The organism is Actinomadura sp. 21ATH (genome assembly GCF_041951345.1).
GTDB lineage: Bacteria > Actinomycetota > Actinomycetes > Streptosporangiales > Streptosporangiaceae > Spirillospora.
This window is the reverse complement of the sequence record NZ_JBGNUR010000024.1, coordinates 19,399-37,339: the sequence shown is the minus strand read 5'-3', so window position 1 is coordinate 37,339 and position 17,941 is coordinate 19,399. Positions and strand designations below refer to the sequence as shown.

Annotated in this window: 17 protein-coding genes; 8 read left to right on the top strand and 9 right to left on the bottom strand. The window is 73.1% G+C overall.

All coding sequences use genetic code 11. From position 1 onward, the window contains the following. Positions 1-23: 23 nt before the first annotated feature. The gene (locus tag ACA361_RS38660; RefSeq protein WP_375020104.1) at positions 24-1,136 is read left to right on the top strand and encodes a hypothetical protein; all 1,113 of its coding nucleotides are present in this window, start codon (positions 24-26) and stop codon (positions 1,134-1,136) included. Here ACA361_RS38660 and ACA361_RS38655 read toward each other — a convergent pair. From ACA361_RS38655 to ACA361_RS38645, 3 genes are all read right to left on the bottom strand, one after another. Beyond that, positions 1,112-1,678, bottom strand: coding sequence for a septal ring lytic transglycosylase RlpA family protein (locus ACA361_RS38655; RefSeq protein ID WP_375020103.1), 567 nt, complete (start codon positions 1,676-1,678; stop codon positions 1,112-1,114). The genes ACA361_RS38660 and ACA361_RS38655 overlap by 25 nt on opposite strands. Positions 1,679-2,175: 497 nt before the next feature. Continuing rightward, on the bottom strand, positions 2,176-3,165 hold the full coding sequence (locus ACA361_RS38650) for a hypothetical protein (protein ID WP_375020102.1): 990 nt from the start codon (positions 3,163-3,165) through the stop codon (positions 2,176-2,178). 247 nt (positions 3,166-3,412) lie between these two features. Then, positions 3,413-4,522, bottom strand: a complete 1,110-nt coding sequence (locus ACA361_RS38645; RefSeq protein ID WP_375020101.1) for a ferritin-like domain-containing protein — start codon at positions 4,520-4,522, stop codon at positions 3,413-3,415. Between the two features lie 142 nt (positions 4,523-4,664). On the opposite strand from ACA361_RS38645, the gene ACA361_RS38640 reads away from it, so the two are divergent. Further along, a complete protein-coding gene (locus tag ACA361_RS38640; RefSeq protein ID WP_375020100.1) occupies positions 4,665-5,666 on the top strand; it encodes an alpha/beta hydrolase family esterase in 1,002 nt (333 codons plus the stop codon). A gap of 9 nt (positions 5,667-5,675) precedes the next feature. On the opposite strand, the gene ACA361_RS38635 is transcribed toward ACA361_RS38640, so the two are convergent. The 6 genes from ACA361_RS38635 to ACA361_RS38610 form a co-directional block, all read right to left on the bottom strand. Beyond that, complete coding sequence (locus ACA361_RS38635; protein WP_375020099.1) at positions 5,676-6,275, bottom strand: hypothetical protein; 600 nt, start codon at positions 6,273-6,275, stop codon at positions 5,676-5,678. Between the two features lie 35 nt (positions 6,276-6,310). Further along, a complete protein-coding gene (locus ACA361_RS38630) occupies positions 6,311-6,934 on the bottom strand; it encodes a TetR family transcriptional regulator (RefSeq protein WP_375020098.1) in 624 nt (207 codons plus the stop codon). Between the two features lie 60 nt (positions 6,935-6,994). Then, on the bottom strand, positions 6,995-8,827 hold the full coding sequence (locus ACA361_RS38625; RefSeq protein ID WP_375020097.1) for an SDR family oxidoreductase: 1,833 nt from the start codon (positions 8,825-8,827) through the stop codon (positions 6,995-6,997). Positions 8,828-8,932: 105 nt separating this feature from the next. Further along, positions 8,933-9,703, bottom strand: coding sequence for a MerR family transcriptional regulator (locus tag ACA361_RS38620; protein WP_375020096.1), 771 nt, complete (start codon positions 9,701-9,703; stop codon positions 8,933-8,935). Positions 9,704-9,748: 45 nt separating this feature from the next. After that, on the bottom strand, positions 9,749-10,843 hold the full coding sequence (locus ACA361_RS38615; RefSeq protein WP_375020095.1) for a CapA family protein: 1,095 nt from the start codon (positions 10,841-10,843) through the stop codon (positions 9,749-9,751). A 125-nt stretch (positions 10,844-10,968) separates the two neighbouring features. Next, complete coding sequence (locus ACA361_RS38610; protein WP_375020094.1) at positions 10,969-12,075, bottom strand: CapA family protein; 1,107 nt, start codon at positions 12,073-12,075, stop codon at positions 10,969-10,971. Positions 12,076-12,242: 167 nt separating this feature from the next. Between ACA361_RS38610 and ACA361_RS38605 the strand changes: the two genes are divergently transcribed. From ACA361_RS38605 to ACA361_RS38580, 6 genes are all read left to right on the top strand, one after another. Next, a complete protein-coding gene (locus tag ACA361_RS38605; RefSeq protein WP_375020093.1) occupies positions 12,243-12,725 on the top strand; it encodes a Fur family transcriptional regulator in 483 nt (160 codons plus the stop codon). Positions 12,726-12,754: 29 nt separating this feature from the next. Continuing rightward, positions 12,755-14,200 (top strand): catalase, encoded by a 1,446-nt coding sequence (locus tag ACA361_RS38600; RefSeq protein ID WP_375020092.1) that lies wholly within the window; start codon positions 12,755-12,757, stop codon positions 14,198-14,200. A 110-nt stretch (positions 14,201-14,310) separates the two neighbouring features. Continuing rightward, a complete protein-coding gene (locus ACA361_RS38595) occupies positions 14,311-14,784 on the top strand; it encodes an NUDIX hydrolase (protein WP_375020091.1) in 474 nt (157 codons plus the stop codon). A gap of 47 nt (positions 14,785-14,831) precedes the next feature. Continuing rightward, a complete protein-coding gene (locus tag ACA361_RS38590) occupies positions 14,832-15,716 on the top strand; it encodes a DUF2268 domain-containing protein (RefSeq protein ID WP_375020090.1) in 885 nt (294 codons plus the stop codon). Between the two features lie 10 nt (positions 15,717-15,726). Further along, complete coding sequence (locus ACA361_RS38585; protein WP_375020089.1) at positions 15,727-16,485, top strand: MerR family transcriptional regulator; 759 nt, start codon at positions 15,727-15,729, stop codon at positions 16,483-16,485. 329 nt (positions 16,486-16,814) lie between these two features. Beyond that, the gene (locus tag ACA361_RS38580) at positions 16,815-17,927 is read left to right on the top strand and encodes a methyltransferase domain-containing protein (protein WP_375020088.1); all 1,113 of its coding nucleotides are present in this window, start codon (positions 16,815-16,817) and stop codon (positions 17,925-17,927) included. Positions 17,928-17,941 lie beyond the last annotated feature (14 nt).

Below are 17,941 nucleotides of genomic sequence, written 5' to 3'. Positions count from 1 at the left end.
CTGCCGAGGAGCTGACGCAGAACATGAGCGGCGAACGCCCCACCCCGCCCGACGACGGCCGGCCCGTGCCGGGGACCGCCGCGGGCACCGCGTACTTCGCCCTCCCGCCCACGGCGGTCGACGCCCGCCCGGCGGGCCCCACCCGGCTGGTCGTGGGCTGGCCCGGGTTCGACCCGCCGCGCGGCGCCGGCGCGCTCGCCGCCGCCGTGCCGATGACCGGCGTGCCGACCTGGCGGGTGTTCCTGGAGCTTCCCGGCACCGGGCCGGGGTTCGACTCGGCCGGGCTGCTGGAGACGGCGGGCCTGGAGGCGTACGGGACGGCCGTCGAGCGCGCCGTCGAGCACCTGCCCGCCGTGCTGGCGGACGTCCGCCGCGACCTGGGGATCGAGGACGGGCCGGTGGCGCTGGCCGGGTTCTCGGTCGGCGCCACGGTCGCGCTGCTCGCGCTGGCGCGCGGCGCGGTGCCGGTGAGCGCCGTGGCGGCGGTGTCCCCGATCATCTCGCCCGCGCTGGCCGCGAAGCCCATGGAACGCCGGTCCGGCCGCGACCGCGACTGGGACGGGGCCGCCGCCGCGCTGGCCGGGCGGCTCGACCTGGCCGCGCACGCCGCGCGGATCGCGGAGGCCGGCGCGCCGCTGCTGTTCGTGGGCGGCGCCACCGACCGGGTGACGCCGGCGCGCGAGATCACCGCGCTGTGCGACCTGCTGCGCCAGGAGGGCGCGGGCCCGGTCGAGACGGCCACGTTCCGGATGGGGCACGCGCTGGCGGCCGAGCCGGGCACCGATCCGCTGCCGCCGTCCACCGAGGCGGTACGGGTGGACGCCGCGCTGACCGACTGGTTCCGCGAGCGGCTCGCCGAGGTCCTTCCGGAGCCCGCCGGGGCCGTCGAGTCGTCCGTGCCCGCCGCCCTGGAGATCGCCGGCAGCGTGCACGCCGCCGTCGAGACGGTGCTGGACCCGCCGCCCGCCCGCAGCCCGATGGGCGCCGGGCCGCCCGCCGACCTGCCGCCCGCGGGCCCGCTCCCCGCGCCGGCGAGCACCGAGCACGAGTCGGCGCAGGATCCGGCCGGTACGGACACCGCGGGCGGCGAGTACGGCGGCGGGTACGGCGATCAGGTGCGCTTGAGCACCTGGTAGCGGACCGGGATCACCCCGGCTCCGGTGCCGCCGACCTTCTTCATGGCCGCCCGGGACAGGTCCAGGCAGCGGCCGCCCGCGTACGGGCCGCGGTCGTTGATGCGCACGGTGACCGAACGGCCGTTGTTCTTGTTGGTCACCCGCACCTTGGAGCCCATCGGCAGCGTCTTGTGCGCCGCCGTCAGCTCGCTCGGGTCGAAGCGCTCGCCGCTGGCGGTCATCTGCCCCTGCCAGTAGTACGACGCCTCGCAGGAGCCCGACCGCAGGACGCGGTAGGCGGGCTTCTTCTTCTTGGGCTTGGGCTTCGGTGCGGCCGTCTTCCGCGCCGGCTCCGGCGTCGGCTCCGGGCTCCTGGTCCCGCCGCGGCTGGCGCGGGACGGGGTGGCGCGGGGCGGGTCGGCCTGCGGTGTCACCGCGCCGGGCGCGGCCTGCGAGGCGCCGGCCTTCTTCGCGGAGTCGCCGGGCGCGACGGCGGCCAGTGCCCAGGCACTGGCCGCGAGTACCGCCACGGCGACGCCGGAGGCGATGAGAATCGAGCGCACGCGAACTTTCGGGCTATGGGAACCCACAGAGTGTCCTTCGATCGGGGACAGGGCCCCGGACGCCCGGCATGTTCGGGCGACTCCTCTCGGTCCCCGAATCGGTGCCGCCGTGCGCGCGGGCCCGCCCTCCCGGCGGTCGCCCGGCGCGCCTTCCGCTCAGCGCGGTCACGGCGTCCGGTCGGTGCGGCGTCTCATCTGTTCACTTGGATCGGGCCACGCGGTTCACGTGGCCGTCAGTGGTCGTCATCGGAGGCCGCACACAAGTCCCAGACCGTACGTCGTGTTCCGAGCAGATCAAGCCGTAGGGCCACTCTTTGTGGGTTTTGTCACCCGTATTTTTGCGGTTCGCTACTGATCGGAAACGCAGCGTCACCCGCCTTGAAGATCGTCTTTACTGTCGGCCGGTCGCCGATCACTGATCAATAAATCCGCCCATTCTCCGAAAAATACGAACGGGCGCCCCGCGGCAAGCGGGACGCCCGTGCGACGGGTGCGGATCAGCCGACCAGCGGCAGGCCGTTCATGCCGCCGAAGACGCCGGACGGCGAGGGGATCGCGGCCCCCGCGTCGGCGTGCGTCGCCGCGCCGTCCACCAGGCCGGTCGCGTTCTCGGCCAGGCCGGACGCGTTCCCCGCCAGCCCCGACGCGCTCTCGGTGAGGCCGGACGCGGTACGGGCCAGGTCCGCAGGCAGCAGGCCGCCCGTCACGGAGCCGGCGGCCGGGTCGGGTACGGCGCGGTGGGCGGGCCGGGGCACCGAGGCCCCCTTCGAGCCGGTGGCGCCGGTGGCGCCGCCGACCGCCGGCAGGCCCGGCATCTGGCCGAGCTGCCCGGCGACCAGATCGTTCACCGTGGGCAGCACGCTCTCGGTGAGGCCGCCGGCGCCGGCCGGCGCGGGACGCGCGGTCGCGCGGGCGGCCCTGGCGTTGTCGGTCTTGCAGCGGACCACGCCGTACTCGCGGGCGACGCCGGTCTTGTCGACCAGGCTCACGGCCGAGACGGTGAGGTCGTCGGCGGTCCGGCGGACCTGCTTGTTGAGGATGATGTTCTCGACCCCGCCCTTGTTCGGGCCGGGGATGCGCAGGTTGGCCGGCGGCTTCGCCGGGATGCCCGGCAGCGCGCCGCCGAGCGCCCCGTCCTGGGAGATCGTCGTGGCCCCGCTGAGGACGCCGTCCAGGTCGGCGTTGCACTGGGCGTCGAGACCGTTGAACGACAGGTCGCCGTGCCCGGTCCGCAGGACGCCGGGGCCGAGGGCGGAGCGGGCGCCGGCCGGGTGGACCTTCGCGCGGCCGCGGCCGGTCTTGAGCACGCCCTCCACGGTCGACTCCGGCAGCCGGACGGTCGGGTGGGCGGCGTCGGCCACCTGGGCGGGCACGGTGCCGCCGGCCGCGTCCTGGAGGAGGTAGGCGACCGGCCCCGCGTCCGCGCGGGCGGGCGCGGTGGCCATCGAGGCGGTGAGCGCGACGGCCAGCGGCGCTATCACGGTCATTTTCAGTACGGAACGGTTCATCTTTCCCCCCGGGGTTTCCTCGTTCATCGACCGGGGACGGTAGTACAGACCGATTCACCGTACCGAGCAATTCCGAAAGGAATACTGAACCGAAACGATAATCTACGGGGAAGGGAGGGCGCTTTATGGGGGAAATGCGCGGCATCTGGCGCGAAACAGGGGCGCCCGGAGCCGCTCCGGAACGCCCCCGCCGCCGGCCGGTCCGCCCGGCCCCGGTTCGTCCCCGTTACTCGGGTACGCCGCCGAGCGCGATGGCCTCGTCGACCTCCTGCTTGCGCGCGGCCAGTTCCCGCTCGTACCGCTCCTCGTCGACCTTCTCCGCGATCTCCTCGTCCTGGCGCATCAGGACCTCCAGATCGGACTTGGCGTTGTCGAGCACGCCCATGTCGGCGTACGCGGCCTGCACCTTCTCCCCCCACAGCCCGACATCACGGACACACGGAACGATGCGGCTGAAAAGCAGCGACTGGTAGAGCGTGAACATGTCGGAATGCTCGACGTACTCCATGCAGCGGTCCAGCGGGAGCCCCAGCCGCTCGAAGACCTCGCGGCCCTTGAACCGGTCGCGCATCAGGTAGCAGCCCTCGACCACGAACTCCTCGCGCTCCGCCCGCTCCTTGTCGGTGAGCTCGGCGTAGTAGTCCTTGAGCGCGAGCCGGCCGAAGGCGACGTGCCGGGCCTCGTCCTGCATGACGTACGCGAGAAGCTGCTTGACCAGCGGATTCTGGGACATGTCGCGGTAGAGCCCGAACGCCGCCAGCGCCAGGCCCTCGATGAGGACCTGCATGCCGAGGTAGGGCAGGTCCCAGCGGGAGTCCTCCAGCGACTCGGCCAGCAGCTTGGCCAGGTCCTGGTTGATCGGGTAGTACATCCCGATCTTCTCGTGCACGAACTTCGTGTACAGCTCGACGTGGCGCGCCTCGTCCATCGTCTGGGTGGCGGCGTAGAACTTGGAGTCCAGGTCCGGAACGCTCTGCACGATCCGCGCCGACACGTTCAGCGCGCCCTGCTCACCATGGAGGAACTGGCTGAACAGCCACGAGCCCTGGTGCCGCCCGTACTCGTCGCGTTCCTTCTGGGTCATCTTCTCCCAGATGTCGGAGCCGAACAGCGGGTTGAACTGCTCGGGGAGCTGGGCGACGTTGTTGGGGTCGACCTCCAGGTCCCAGTCGATGCGCTTCTGGGCGTCCCACTGCTTGTCCTTGCCCTTCTGGTACAGGCTCAGCAGCCGGTCGCGCCCGCCGTCGTACTCCCAGGTGAAGCGGGTGTCCCCGCTCATCGAGACGTTCCAGGTGTCCGTCGGGACGGGAGTCGAATAGAGGTCGTAGGAACTCACGGGGAAGCCTCCTCGAAGCGTGGCGCCGCTCTGCGCCGCCGGTGTGGTACCGCCCACCGCTTTACATGCCTTCGTAACATGTAAAGCCCAGCGAAGGCCATACCTAACCACTCACGGATCGCTCGGGACTTACGATCAAATGATGCGACTCGTCTGCGCTGTACTTGTCTGTGCCTTTCTGACCGGGTGCACGGGCGGTACCTCCGGCGACGGAGACGGCGACGGTTCGGCGCCGCCCCGGCGCGGTACGGCCGCCACGACCGCGCCGTCCACGAGCGCGCCCGCCGCGGCCCCGTCCCCGAGCGAGGGGTGCGGGAAGGCGGCGGCGGACGGGCGGCGCACCTTCGGCGGCCGCTCCTACCTGCTGAAGCTGCCGGCCGGGCACGGGCGCGCCCCGGCACCGCTGATCGTCGACCTGCACGGGCTGCACTCCACGGCGTTCCAGCAGGCGCTGTACGGCCGGGTCGCCAACGCCGGCGCGGCCCGCGGCTTCATCGTGGTCGAGCCGGGCAGCGCGCCCGGGCGCGAGGGCTGGAAGCTGCCCGGGATGCCCGGAGGCTCCGCGGACGTCGCGTACATCGGCGAGCTGCTCGACCACCTGGAGAGCACGCTCTGCGTGGACCGCTCGCGGGAGTACGCGACCGGCTTCTCCAACGGCGCCGGGCTCGCGATGGCGCTGGTCTGCGGGCTGCGCGGGCGGCTCGCCGGGGTCGGCGCGGTGGCCGGGTCCAACCTCGCCCGGCCGTGCGCGGAGGCGCGGCCGACGCGGATCCTGGCGTTCCACGGCACGGCCGACCGGATCGTCCCGTACGGCGGCGGCGAACCGTTCGGCGGCGACCGCACCCGCGTCCCCGCCTGGATGCGCCCGGCGGACGGCGCGTTCGGCCTGCCCTCCGTCACCTCCCTCGCGGGCGGCTGGGCCCGGGCCCTCGGCTGCGGCAAGGGCGAGCGCTCCCGCCCGGCTAGCCGGATCGTGCGGCTGAGCCATCCCGGCTGCGAGGGCGGCGCGCGGGTGGAGCTCTACACGGTGGACGGCGGCGGGCACACCTGGCCGGGCTCGTTCCCGCTGGGCGGCGCGGGCGTGACCACCACGGAGATCGACGCAACGAAGATCATGCTCGACGCCTTCACCGCCGCCCGCTAGCGGTCACGGTCAGCGGGACTGGAGGGCGTCCAGCGCCACCGCCTGCGCTATCACCAGGCGGCGGTCCAGCGCGGGGTCCTTGATGTCCACGACGTAGCGGTCGCGGAACGCGATCTTCTTCTCGACCGAGAACGCGAGCCGGTCCCCGGCGTAGAAGTCGAAGTGGTACGGCCACGCGAACGGGATGACGTCCACGAACGGGATGAACCCCCACACCCGGCGCACCACCGCCACGACCTGGTTGCGCTCGCCGCCCGTCAGGACGGCGTGCCCCGGCTGCTCCAGATGCCAGGTGGAGGACAGCAGGGAGCGCTTGAAGTCCTTGCGGAAGAGCCCGATCGGGCGGCCGACCTCGTCGGTCACGTCGTACGCGGACGCCAGGTCGATCCGCTTGCGCGCCTTGAAGCCGAGGATCGGGCGCAGCTTGTCGGTGTCGGCGTACAGCGTCACCTGCTCCTTGAACGCCAGCCGCTTCTGCTGCGCGAACGCGGCCAGCTCGCCCTCGGACCCGTCCGGGGCCTCGGTGTGCACCTCGTACTGGTTCACCATCGGGCGCAGCCGCTGCCGCACGAGGAACCGGGTCTGCTCCTGGAGCTTCTGGGGGTCCACGCGGGCACCCTTTCCTTACGCGAGCGGGATTGAGGTCAGTCTTCCTGGATGTACGCGGCGAGGTAGGCGTGGATCAGCCGCTCCGCCTCGGCGAGGATCTCCGGGTCGCCGTCCGCGTCGCGGCGGAAGGCCATCTTGAGCACGGCGTCGCCGGCCTCCACCGCGACCGCCAGCGCCCGCGCCAGCTCGGGCGTGTCACCGATCCCGAAGGTGTCGACGACGACCCCGCGCAGCCGCCCGGCGACCACCGAGTTGTTGTCGGCGGCGTCGTCGAGCAGGTTGACGTCGGCCACGTCGCCGAAGCGCAGCTCGCGGAAGCCCGGCACGGTGCGGTGCATGTCCACGAAGATCTCGATGATCGCGCCGACGGTGCCGGTCCAGTCGGCGAAGCCGCCCTGGCCGAGCCGCCGCGCGACCCGGTCGCCGAACAGCTCCAGGTTGCGCAGCGCCAGCGCCTGCGCGACCGCGCGCTTGTCCGGGAAGAACTGGTAGACCGAGCCGATCGCGACCTCCGCCCGCTGCGCGATCCGGGTGGTGGTGAGGCCGTCGTAGCCGTCCTCGTCGAGGATCTCCGCGCAGGCGTCGAGCATCCGCTGGACGCGGGCGGCGCTGCGGCGCTGGGCGGGGCGGCGGCGGAGCGGAGTGCGGATCTCGGTCACGTCCCCATTGTCGCCTTTCCCGGCGCGATCACGGCACGATCGACATCTCCCGGACCGCGGTCAGCGATCTGCCGCACCGGCGTCCGGCCGTTCCGGGTCCGCGGCGGCTCGCGCCCTGGCCCGCCGGAGCCGGTCGCGATCGCCGGCCAGCCGGCCGAGCCGGGCCAGGTTCCGGGACGTCCCGGGCGCGAACCGCGACAGCAGCCGGACGGCCTGCGCCTCCGGCGTGACCGGGACCAGCGGCCGGTTCTCGCGTACGGCGCGCAGCACGGCCAGCGCGACGCGCTCGGGCGGGTACGCCCGCCGCCGGAAGAACCGCGCGGCGCTCTCGCGCAGCTCGGCGGCCGTACCGGAGTCCATGCCCACGTACCGCGCGTGCCACATGATCGGTGTGTCGATCACGCCGGGGCAGATCACCGAGACGCCGATGCCGAGCGGCTCCAGCTCCACCCGCAGGCACTCGCCGAGCTGGAGCACCGCCGCCTTGGTCGCGCCGTACGACGCCATCCCGGCGGTCGGCGCGAACGCCGCCATCGACGAGATGTTGACCAGGTGGCCGCCCTCGCCGCGCTCGGCCATCTGCCGCCCGAACAGCCGGCAGCCGCGGTAGACGCCGTCCAGGTTCACGCCGCGGATCCGCGCCCAGTCCTCCTCGGAGGTGTCCAGCAGCGTCCCGGCGACGCCGATCCCGGCGTTGTTCACCACGACGTCCGGGACGCCGAAGATGTCGCGGACGTACGCGGCGAACCGCTCCATCCCGTCGGCGTCGGCCACGTCCACCCGGTAGACGTGCGCCTCGCCGCCGTGCCCGCCGATCTCGTCGGCGGTGTGCTTGGCCGCGCCCTCGTCGATGTCGGCCACGACGACGCGCGCGCCCGCCGCGGCGAACGCGTACGCGGTGGCCTGGCCGATGCCGCTGCCCGCGCCGGTGACGACGGCGAGCCGCCCGCCGAAGTCCCGGCCGGGCCGCGCGGCCGCCCGCGCCCGGGCGAGCGGCGACGCCTCCTCGGGCGGGCCGCCGCGCTCGACGTGCTCGACGAGCTCGGTCACCCACCGCGCCACCAGGTCGGGACGGCTGCGCGCCACCCAGTGCCCGGCGGGCGCGCGCCGCACGTACAGGTCGGTGGCCTTGCCGCGGGCCGAGAGCAGCAGGCCCTCGCCCGCGTAGCGGTCCCTCGTCGGCACGATGATCTGGACGGGCACGTCCGTCCGCCCCTCGCCCGTGTCGCCGCGCGGGCGGCCCATGTTGGCGCGGTAGAGGCCGAGCCCGTTCAGCGCGTCCCGCCGCATCGTGGGCGCCGGGTGGCCGGGGCGCGGCTCGGCGCCCTCGGCCAGGACGAAGCCGCGCTCGAACGTCCAGGGCAGGACGCGGGCGGCCAGCTCGCCCACGCGCGGCGCCATGAACACCGGCATGTACGCGCTGCGCCGCGCCTGCCGCGCCACCTCGGCCAGCCCGCGCGGGCCCGACCGCGCGCGGCCGCGCACCCAGTCCGCGGTGTGCTGCCGCGCCGGGCCGGAGATCGAGGTGAACGAGGCGATGCGGCCCGCGAGCCGGTCGCCGGTGACGGCCTCCCAGCCCTGCACCGAGCCCCAGTCGTGCCCGACGAGGTGGACGGGCTCGGACCCGGCCACCGCGTCGAGCACCGCCTCCAGGTCGCCGACCAGCGTCTCGACGGCGTAGTCGAGCGGGTCCTCCGGGGCGGTCGAGCCGCCGGCGCCGCGGACGTCGTAGGTGATGACGCGGAACCGGGCGGCGAGCCGTTCGGCGACCTCGTCCCACACCGCGCCGGTGTCCGGATAGCCGTGGATCAGCACGACGGCGGGCCGGTGCTCCGCCTCCCGTTCCCGTACCGCCAGCTCCACCGTCCCGGACCGCACCCGGTGCTCCCGCATCGCAGCTCACCCCGCCGTCGGCTCGCGTCGCCTTTCTGCGAACGTACGCCGCCGCGCCCGCCCCTCCAAGACGCCGTCAGGCCGCGGCCTCGCACCAGGGGCCGCTCATGGCGCCTCCTCCAAGGGGATCATCAGTTGCGTCACCAGCCGTTCCGGCGGGGTCGTCCGGGGGTCGGACAGGTAGACCTCGCGGAGCGCGCCGGCCGGGGTGCGGCCGTGGTCGCCGCACCAGGCGAGCAGCGCGTGCGCGGTCAGCGGGATCTGGTCGTACGGGCCGGTGTGCGTGGCGGCGGCGAACGTCCCGCCGGGCAGCACCTCGTCGCCGTCGCGGTCGCCCGCCACGACGCCCACGGTGAACTCGTCGGCGAGGTCCAGCGGGAACAGCCCGACGAGCGGGCCGTCCAGCGGCGCGCCGTCCAGCAGGCCGAGGAGGCGGGCCACGCAGCGCGAGGTCACGGCGGCGACCGTCGGGACCGTCGCCACGTCCCGTACGGCCACGACCCGCCGCGCCGGCTCGCGCGTCACCGCCACGGCCGCGGTCGGCAGGCCGCCGGCCAGGACGCGGTCGAGGGACGCCAGCGCGCGGCGGCGGCGTTCCAGGTCCGCCTCCATCCGGTCGCGGACCTCGGCCAGCGCCGCCGCCGGATCGTCCCCGGCCAGGACCCGGCCGATCGCGGGAAGCGGCACGTCCAGGGAGCGCAGCAGCCCGATCGACAGCGCGTCCCGTGCCTGGTCCGGCCGGTAGTAGCGGTAACCGGAGTCGGGGTCGGTGCGCGCCGGGACCAGCAGCCCCAGCTCGTCGTAGTGCCGCAGCTGCTTGACGCTCAGGCGGCACAGCCGCGCGAACCGCCCGATCGGGAGAAGATCTTCGCTCACGTCCCCAAGCTTGGGGCCTCCCTCGGTGTGAGGGCCCGGCCGGGGCTAGGACGGCCGCGCGGTGAGCCCTCCGGTGCAGGAGCGCAGGCCCTTCCAGCGCTTGAGCTCGGCGGCCCCGGCGGCGCCGGTGAGGAGCCGCGGCAGTCCGCCGGAGATCCGGGCCGGCTTCCACTTGTCGGCGGTGACCTTGCCGTCCTGGACGCGCAGCACGAGGACACCCGAGTTCGCCGTCTGCCCGTTCGCGGAGTAGAAGACGAAGTTGCCCAGGCCGTAGTGGACGTACGCGCCGCCCATGTAGCCGCCGCCCTGCGGGATGTGCGCGTGCCCGCCGACGATCACGTCCGCGCCCGCGTCGGCGAGCTGCTTGGCCAGCTGCCGCTGGACGGGCGTCGCGCACGGCTCCAGCTCGGCGCCCCAGTGCAGATGGACGATCACCACGTCGGAGCCCTTGGCGGCGTCCTTCACGGCCTGCACCATCCGCGGCACGTTCTTCGCCGAGGCCAGCCCGCCCTTGGTGTCCGTCGCCGTCCACGCCGGGATGAGGTGGTCGTCGAGCACCTGCGTGGCGCCGACGATCGCGAGGCGGTTGCCCTTCACCGTGACCCGGTGGGCCTTGTACGCCTCGTCGGCGTTCCGGCCGATGCCCACGGTCGGGAACCCGGTGCTCCTGATCGCGCGGAGCGAGTCGCGCAGCCCGGAGTCCATGTAGTCCATGCCGTGGTTGTTGGCCATCGAGGTGACGTCCACCCCGGCGGCCTTGAGCGCCTTGAGCGCGGACGGCGGCGCGCGGAAGGCGAACTCCTTGCCGGGCGCCTTCGTGCCGCCGGTGGTGATCGCGGTCTCCAGGTTGACCATCGACAGGTCGGCGGCGCGCAGCGTGCGGGCGATCGGGCCGAGCGCGGTCGAGGGGTTCGCGAGCCGGGGCCGCAGGATCCCCTCGAAGTGGACGTCGCCGCCGAACGCCAGCGTGATCGGCTGCTTGGCCGGCGCCGCCGGGGAGGCCGGGGACGAGGCGGCCCGCCGGGGCTGCTCGGTGGCGCCCTCCGCCTCCGGCGTACCTGAGCCGCCACCGCCGCACGCGGCGAGCGCGAGCGCGGCGGCACCGCCCAGCGCCGTCATGACGACCGTGTTCCTGCGCATCCCGGGGACCCCTTCGTCGCTGTGTCCGGGACAGCATGCCACGAGGGGGCCGGCTGTCCCGCCCCTCCTCCCGGAAATCACGGACCGTGAACGTTCCGGATCCACGTGAAACATCGGCGCGGCGGTCAGGCCGGGGCGGGGCGGACGTCCGCGCAGCTTCGGAGGGATTCCCACCGGCTCCGGGCCTGCTGCGCGGCGGCCCCCTCCAGCGGCTGCGGAACGCCATTTCCGATCACCGCGGGTGACCAGTCCGCCTTCGGGACCCGCGTCGCCTTGCCCCGCGGATCGAACGTCAGGGTGAGCACGCCGCTCTGCGCCGTCCGGCCGCCGGAGTTGTAGAAGAGGAAGTTGCCGAGCCCGTAATGGACGTACTTCCCCTTGAGGTAGCCGCCCGCCTGGAGGACGTGCGCGTGGCTGCCCACGATCGCGTCGGCGCCCGCGTCCGCGAGCTGCGCCGCCAGCTGCCGCTGCACGGGGGTGGCGCACGAGTTGAGCTCCTGGCCCCAGTGCAGGTTGACGATCACGATGTCGGCGGCCTTGCGGGCGGCGCGCACCTCCTGGACGAGCCGCGGCGCGTTCTTCGCGGACGCCAGCCCGGCCTTGGCGTCGGTGGCCGTCCACGCCTGGACCAGGTTGTCGTCCAGGACCTGCGTGGCCCCGATGACGGCGACCCTGGAGCCCTTCACCGTGACCGTGTACGGCTTGTACGCCTCGGCCGCGTTCCGCCCGATCCCCACCAGCGGCATCCCCGCCCGGCGCCCGGCGGCGAGCGAGTCGTTCAGGCCGGTCTCGCCGAAGTCCATGCCGTGGTTGTTGGCCATCGTCGCCACGTCCACCCCGGCCGACCTCAGCGCCCGGAACGCGGTGGGCGGCGCGCGGAAGGCGAACTGCTTGGGCGCCTGCGTCCCGCCCGCCGTGATCGCCGTCTCCAGGTTGACCATGGCCAGGTCGGCGCCCTTGAGCCGTGCCGCGATCGGGCCGAACGCGGTGTCGGGCGCGGCGTCCAGCCGGGCCCGCAGCACGCCCTCGAAGTGCACGTCGCCGCCGAACGCCACGGTGAACGGCCGCTTCGGCGCCGCCCGTTCCCCGTTCCGGCCGGTACCGCCGTCGTCGCGGGACATCACCGCCACGGCCGCACCGGCGGACAGCAGCGCCGTACCGGTGACCACCGCCAGCCCGGCGGCGAGGGCGACGGACCGGCCGCCCCGGCCGCGGCGACGCCGTTCGCTCACGCTGCCTCCTCGGAGGGGGTTGTCAGTGCCCGGTAGGACGCCGGGCACAGCGATGAAGTTCACAACAAACCCGCAGATGGCGGGCATGACGCAGATCCAGGGGTCCGCGAAGACTTGGATCATTCGTTAACTTGAATCATTCGTGTTTATGCGGGTACGTTGTCGGCATGACCGCATCCCGAACCCCGACCGCCGCCGCCGAGCTGCGCGGCGCCGGCCTGCGGGTGACGGCGGCCAGGGTCGCCCTCCTCGACACCGTCCGGCAGGGCGGCCACCTCGGCGCGGAGACCATCGCCGGCCGCGTGCGCGAGCGCGTCGGCCACATCTCGCTCCAGGCCGTCTACGAGGCCCTGCACGCGCTCACCGCGGCCGGGCTCGTACGGCGGATCGAACCGGCCGGCGGCCCGGCCCGGTTCGAGGGGCGGACCGGCGACGACCACCACCACCTCGTGTGCCGCGAATGCGGGGCGGTCACCGACGTCGACCGCGTCGCCGGCCGCGCCGCCTGCCTGGAACCGGCGCACGCCGCCGGCTACCTGATCGACACGGCCGACGTCACCTTCTGGGGCCTGTGCCCGGCCTGCCGGCCGCACGGCACGGGGGACCGCGGCTCCACGGCGAGCACTCTCGCGGCCCCGCCGACCACCTGAGAACCAACGCACCAAGGAGATACCGCGCGATGACCGAGCGGCCCACCACCACGACCGACGCGGGCGCCCCCGCCCCCAGCGACGCCCATTCGCAGAGCGTCGGCCCGAACGGCCCCCTGCTGCTGCAGGACCACTACCTCATCCAGAAGATGGCGCACTTCAACCGGGAGCGCGTCCCCGAGCGCGTCGTCCACGCCAAGGGCGGCGGCGCGTACGGCGTCCTGGAGATCACCGAGGACGTCTCCCAGTTCACCCGCGCCAAGCTGTTCCAGAAGGGCGCCCGCACCGAGTCCCTCGTCCGGTTCAGCTCGGTCGCCGGCGAGCTCGGCAGCGCCGACGCCGGCCGCGACCCGCGCGGCTTCGCGATCAAGTTCTACACCGAGGAGGGCAACTACGACCTCGTCGGCAACAACACCCCGGTCTTCTTCATCCGGGACCCGCAGAAGTTCTCCGACTTCATCCACTCGCAGAAGCGCCGCGCCGACAACCACCTGCGCGACAACAACATGCAGTGGGACTTCTGGACGCTGTCGCCCGAGTCCGCCCACCAGGTCACCTGGCTCATGACCGACCGCGGCACCCCCGTGTCGTGGCGGCACATGAACGGGTACGGCTCGCACACCTACCTCTGGTACAACGCCGCCGGCGAGAAGTTCTGGGTCAAGTACCACTTCAAGACCGACCAGGGCATCAAGAACTTCACCGCCGAGGAGTCGGAGGCCCAGCACCCCGACGTCCACATCAGCGACCTCTACAACGCCATCAAGCGCGGCGACCACCCGTCCTGGACCGTGCAGGTCCAGATCATGCCGTTCGAGGACGCCGCCGACTACCGGTTCAACCCGTTCGACCTCACCAAGGTCTGGCCGCACGCCGACTACCCGCCGATCACCATCGGCAAGTGGACGCTGAACCGCAACCCGGAGAACTACTTCGCCGAGATCGAGCAGGCCGCGATGGAGCCGGCCAACTTCGTCCCCGGCATCGGGCCGTCCCCGGACAAGATGCTCCAGGGCCGCCTGTTCTCGTACCCGGACGCGCACCGCTACCGCATCGGCGCCAACTACCTGCAGCTGCCGGTGAACGCGCCGAAGGTGCCGGTGCACTCGTACAACTTCGACGGCGCCATGACGTACCGGAACCCCACCGACCCCGTCTACGCGCCCAACAGCGTCGGCGGCCCGGTCGCCGACCCCGAGCTGTGGAAGGGCGAGTCGTACGACGTCGCGGGCGAGATCGTGCGCAGCGCGTACACCCTGCACCGCGAGGACGACGACTACGTCCAGCCCCGCGCCCTGTGGGAGAAGGTGCTGTCCGACACCGACCGCGACCACCTCGTCCACAACGTCCTCCTGCACGCCAACGCGCCGGAGGTGACGGCCGAGATGAAGCCGCGCATCGCCGAGTACTGGCGCAACGTCCACAAGGACCTCGGCGACCGCATCGCCCAGGGCCTCGGCCTCGACGCCTCCTGACCGCCCCGGAAACCCGCGGGGAAGGCCCCGGCCCGTTCCACGGCCGGGGCCTTCCCGTTCCCGCCGCCGGCGCGGTTCGGGGACAATGATCCCGAACCGGGGGTGTGGACATGAGTTTCCGGCTGGCGGCGTACGCCGTGTGCATCGAGGACGGGCGCGTCCTGCTCGCCCGCTACGTACCGCCGACGGGCGAGACCAACTGGACCCTTCCGGGCGGCAGGGTCGAGCACGCGGAGGACCCGTTCGACACGGTGATCCGCGAGGTCGCCGAGGAGACCGGCTGCGAAGCGGAGGTCGAACGCCTGCTCGGCGTGGACTCCAGGGTGATCCCCGCCGCCGAGCGCAACGTCCCCGGCGGCCCTGAGCACCACAACGTCGGGATCTTCTACCAGGTCCGCATCACCGGCGGCCGGCTCCGCCCCGAGCCGAACGGCGCGACCGCCGACCCGACCTGGACGCCGATTCCCAGCGTCGCCGCGCTGCGCCGTTCCTCGCTCGTCGACGTCGGCCTCGCCCTGGCGCGGACCCTCCCGCCGACCGGCCACGTCCCTCCCGTCCCGGTCGGCGGCCCGGTCCAGCACTGAACGCCGGGCTTGACCTTGACGCTGCGTCAACTTCTAGCCTCCCGGCCATGCCGATCAACGTTCTCGACACCTACTCCGCCATGAAGCGGATCCTGTCGGCCCCTGCCGCGGACCGCACCGAACTGCTGCGTTCGATGCTGGAGCTGAACAGGGGCATGTACCGCTACCAGCCCGGCGAGCTCGACCTGGTGGCCCTGCACCTCCAGTCGTCCGGGTTCCCCATCGACCGCGACGAGGAGCGCTGCCTCGACGCCCTCGAAACCCTGGCGGCGGCCGGGGCCTGGGAACGGATGCGGCGCGCGCTCGACGAAGCCCTGGCCGTACTGCTGGAGGCGGCTCCCGGACTGGAGGCCCCGGACATCACCGTGCTGTTCGTCCTCGGCGATCCGGGTGACGAGCACTTCATGGGGCCCTGCAAGGGACTGACCGGGTTCGGGGGCATCTCGGGCCACATCTCCATCACGCTCTGGCCGTACCCCGAGAACGTCGAGCGGCTGGAAGCCACCGCCGTCCACGAACTGCACCACAACCTGCGATGGAGCCCGGGCGGCGTCGTATGGGACCCGATGACCGTCACGGTCGGCGAGCACATCGTCGGCGAGGGCCTGGCCGACGCCTTCGCCCGGCAGCTCTACGGCGACGAGCTCGGCTACGCCCGCATCGGCGTACCGCACCTGCACGACGACGAGGTCTTCGCCAAGGTGCTCACCGGACTCGACGTGACCGGCATGCAGAACTTCACCGCCTGGGTGCACGGCGACCCCAGCGCCGAACGCTTCGGGCTCACCCCGGTGGGGCTGCCGATGGGCGCCGGGTACGCCGCCGGCAACCGGCTCGTCGACACCTACCTGGCGGCGACCGGACTGACGGCGGCGGAGGCCCTGCACACCGGCAGCACGGAGATCATCGCGGCCACGCTCCGCCGGGAGTGACACTGGAACGATGGAATGGACGATCCAGGAACTCGCGACCAGGGCCGGCGTCACCAGCCGCACCCTGCGGCACTACGACCGCATCGGGCTCCTGGCCCCGTCCCGGGTCGGCGCGAACGGGTACCGCTACTACGGCCCCGCCGCCGTCGCCCGGCTGCAGCGGATCCTGCTCATGCGCCGGCTCGGGATGGGCCTCCCCGCCATCGCCGGGGTCCTGGCCGACGAGGTCGACGCCCTCGACGGTCTCCGCACCCACATCGCCGAACTGGAGGCCGAACGCGACCGCCTCGACCGGCGGATCGAGTCCGTACGCCACACGCTCGAAGCCCTGGAGGCCGGCGCGGAACCGCGGATGGACGTCATGCTGATGGGGTTCAACGACCACTACAAGGACGAGGTGGTCTCCCGCTGGGGCGAGCGCGCGTTCCAGGTCAGCAACGACTGGTGGCACCGCAAGACCCTCGCCCAGCAGCAAGCCTGGAAGCGGGACGCCGAGGACCTCGTCGCCGCCTGGACCGCCGCGGCAAGGACCGGCGACCCGCCCGCGTCGGAGCACGCCCAGTCGCTCGCCGCCCGGCACGTCGCGTGGCTGAGCCGCATCCCGGGCACCCCCACGGCGGACGGCGACCGCGAGCGCTCGATCGAGATGGTGAAGGGCGTGGGCGACATGTACGTCGACGACCCCCGCTTCGCGGGCATGTACGGCGACGCCGCCGGCGCCACCTACGTCCGCGACGCCCTGAAGACCTACGCCGAGACCCGCATGTGACCGCGAGCACGCCGCACCCCTTCTGGGACGCACCGTTCGCCCCGGCCCGTCCCGTTGTCCGCCGTTGACCAGGCAGAAGGCAACAGGTCAACGGCTTGCCACGACAGCCGCCGACCGGCTGGGCTTGAGCCGTACGCACGCGATACGCAGCCCGGACCGACGGGCCGCGGACCTCATGAGCGTGGCATCTGGCCGCGCGCGGCAGAGAGGGGCCATGGTGGGCAAGCACGGGGACCCGGCGGAGAAGAACGGCCACAAGCCGGACAAGCCGATTCCGCCGCCGAACAAGGACGACAAGGGCGACGGCAAGCGAGGGAAGTGACCGGCTGATGGAGGACGTCACGCGGCGCGCCGACGCGCTGATCGAACGCCTGGCGGCCGCCGGCTGGCTGACGCGGGACGCGGTGAAGGCCGCGCTGCGTGACGTTCCCCGGCACCTGTTCGCCCCACCCGTGGCGTGGACCGGCGACGGCGAGCCGGTCGGGGAGAGCGCCGACCCCGAACGCTGGCTGGACCTGGTCTACGGAAACGAAGCGATCATCACCCAGCTCGACGACGGAGCCACCGATCTCGCCGCCGGTGCGGGCCGCTTCACCTCGTCGCTGTCAGCGGCGAGCACCGTGGTCTCGCTGCTGGAACTGCTGGACGTCGAGACGGGTCACCGGATCCTGGACGTCGGCACCGGCACCGGCTGGACCGCCGGTCTGCTCGCACGCCTGGTCGGCTCGGAGAACGTCACCAGCGTGGAGATCGACCCGGTGATCTCGAAGTCCGCGGCCGCGAACCTCGAACGAGCGGGCTACCGGCCCCGGCTGATCGTCGGGGACGGCGCGCTGGGCTGGGCACCGGCCTCCGTCTACGACCGGGTGCACGCCACATGCGCGGTCGCCCGCGTACCGTACGCGTGGATCGAGCAGACCCGGCCCGGCGGTGTGATCGTGACTCCCTACGACCCGGGCTTCGGCTCCGGCCACGAACTGCGGCTCGTGGTGATGCCGGACGGAACGGCGGTAGGCAGGTTCACCGGTCACGCCTCGTACATGATGATGCGTGCGCAGCGCCATCCCTCGTGGGACACCGCGGATCTGCGGGCCGCCCGTTCCACGACCGCGGTCGATCCCCGCACCATCGGTTACGCCCCTGCGGGCGCGGACCTGGCGATGGGGGCGGCACTACCGGGCGTGTGGGCCAGGGGCGTACACGACGGCGGTCGCTACACGTTGCGGCTGCGCGCACAGGATGCTTGGGCCGTCGCACGCTACGAGCCCGGCCGCGACACCTACGAGGTCGAGCAGGCCGGAGAGCGGCCGCTCTGGGACCTGGCGGTGTCCGCCTACTTCGACTGGGTCGCCCGCCGCAGTCCCGGCCGCGACCGCTTCGGCCTGACGGTGACGCCCGCAGGCGACGAGGTCTGGCTGGACATGCCCGGCAGCACCCCTTGAGCTCGGCGAGCGCG

What these genes read in the sequence shown, in the direction of transcription:
- ACA361_RS38615 (WP_375020095.1), bottom strand. Translation starts at nt 10,843, where the DNA reads ATGCGCAGGAACACGGTCGTCATGACGGCGCTGGGCGGTGCCGCCGCG.
- ACA361_RS38600 (WP_375020092.1), top strand. Translation starts at nt 12,755, where the DNA reads ATGACCGAGCGGCCCACCACCACGACCGACGCGGGCGCCCCCGCCCCC.
- ACA361_RS38605 (WP_375020093.1), top strand. Translation starts at nt 12,243, where the DNA reads ATGACCGCATCCCGAACCCCGACCGCCGCCGCCGAGCTGCGCGGCGCC.
- ACA361_RS38580 (WP_375020088.1), top strand. Translation starts at nt 16,815, where the DNA reads ATGGAGGACGTCACGCGGCGCGCCGACGCGCTGATCGAACGCCTGGCG.
- ACA361_RS38625 (WP_375020097.1), bottom strand. Translation starts at nt 8,827, where the DNA reads ATGCGGGAGCACCGGGTGCGGTCCGGGACGGTGGAGCTGGCGGTACGG.
- ACA361_RS38650 (WP_375020102.1), bottom strand. Translation starts at nt 3,165, where the DNA reads ATGACCGTGATAGCGCCGCTGGCCGTCGCGCTCACCGCCTCGATGGCC.
- ACA361_RS38660 (WP_375020104.1), top strand. Translation starts at nt 24, where the DNA reads ATGAGCGGCGAACGCCCCACCCCGCCCGACGACGGCCGGCCCGTGCCG.
- ACA361_RS38585 (WP_375020089.1), top strand. Translation starts at nt 15,727, where the DNA reads ATGGAATGGACGATCCAGGAACTCGCGACCAGGGCCGGCGTCACCAGC.
- ACA361_RS38640 (WP_375020100.1), top strand. Translation starts at nt 4,665, where the DNA reads ATGCGACTCGTCTGCGCTGTACTTGTCTGTGCCTTTCTGACCGGGTGC.
- ACA361_RS38590 (WP_375020090.1), top strand. Translation starts at nt 14,832, where the DNA reads ATGCCGATCAACGTTCTCGACACCTACTCCGCCATGAAGCGGATCCTG.
- ACA361_RS38595 (WP_375020091.1), top strand. Translation starts at nt 14,311, where the DNA reads ATGAGTTTCCGGCTGGCGGCGTACGCCGTGTGCATCGAGGACGGGCGC.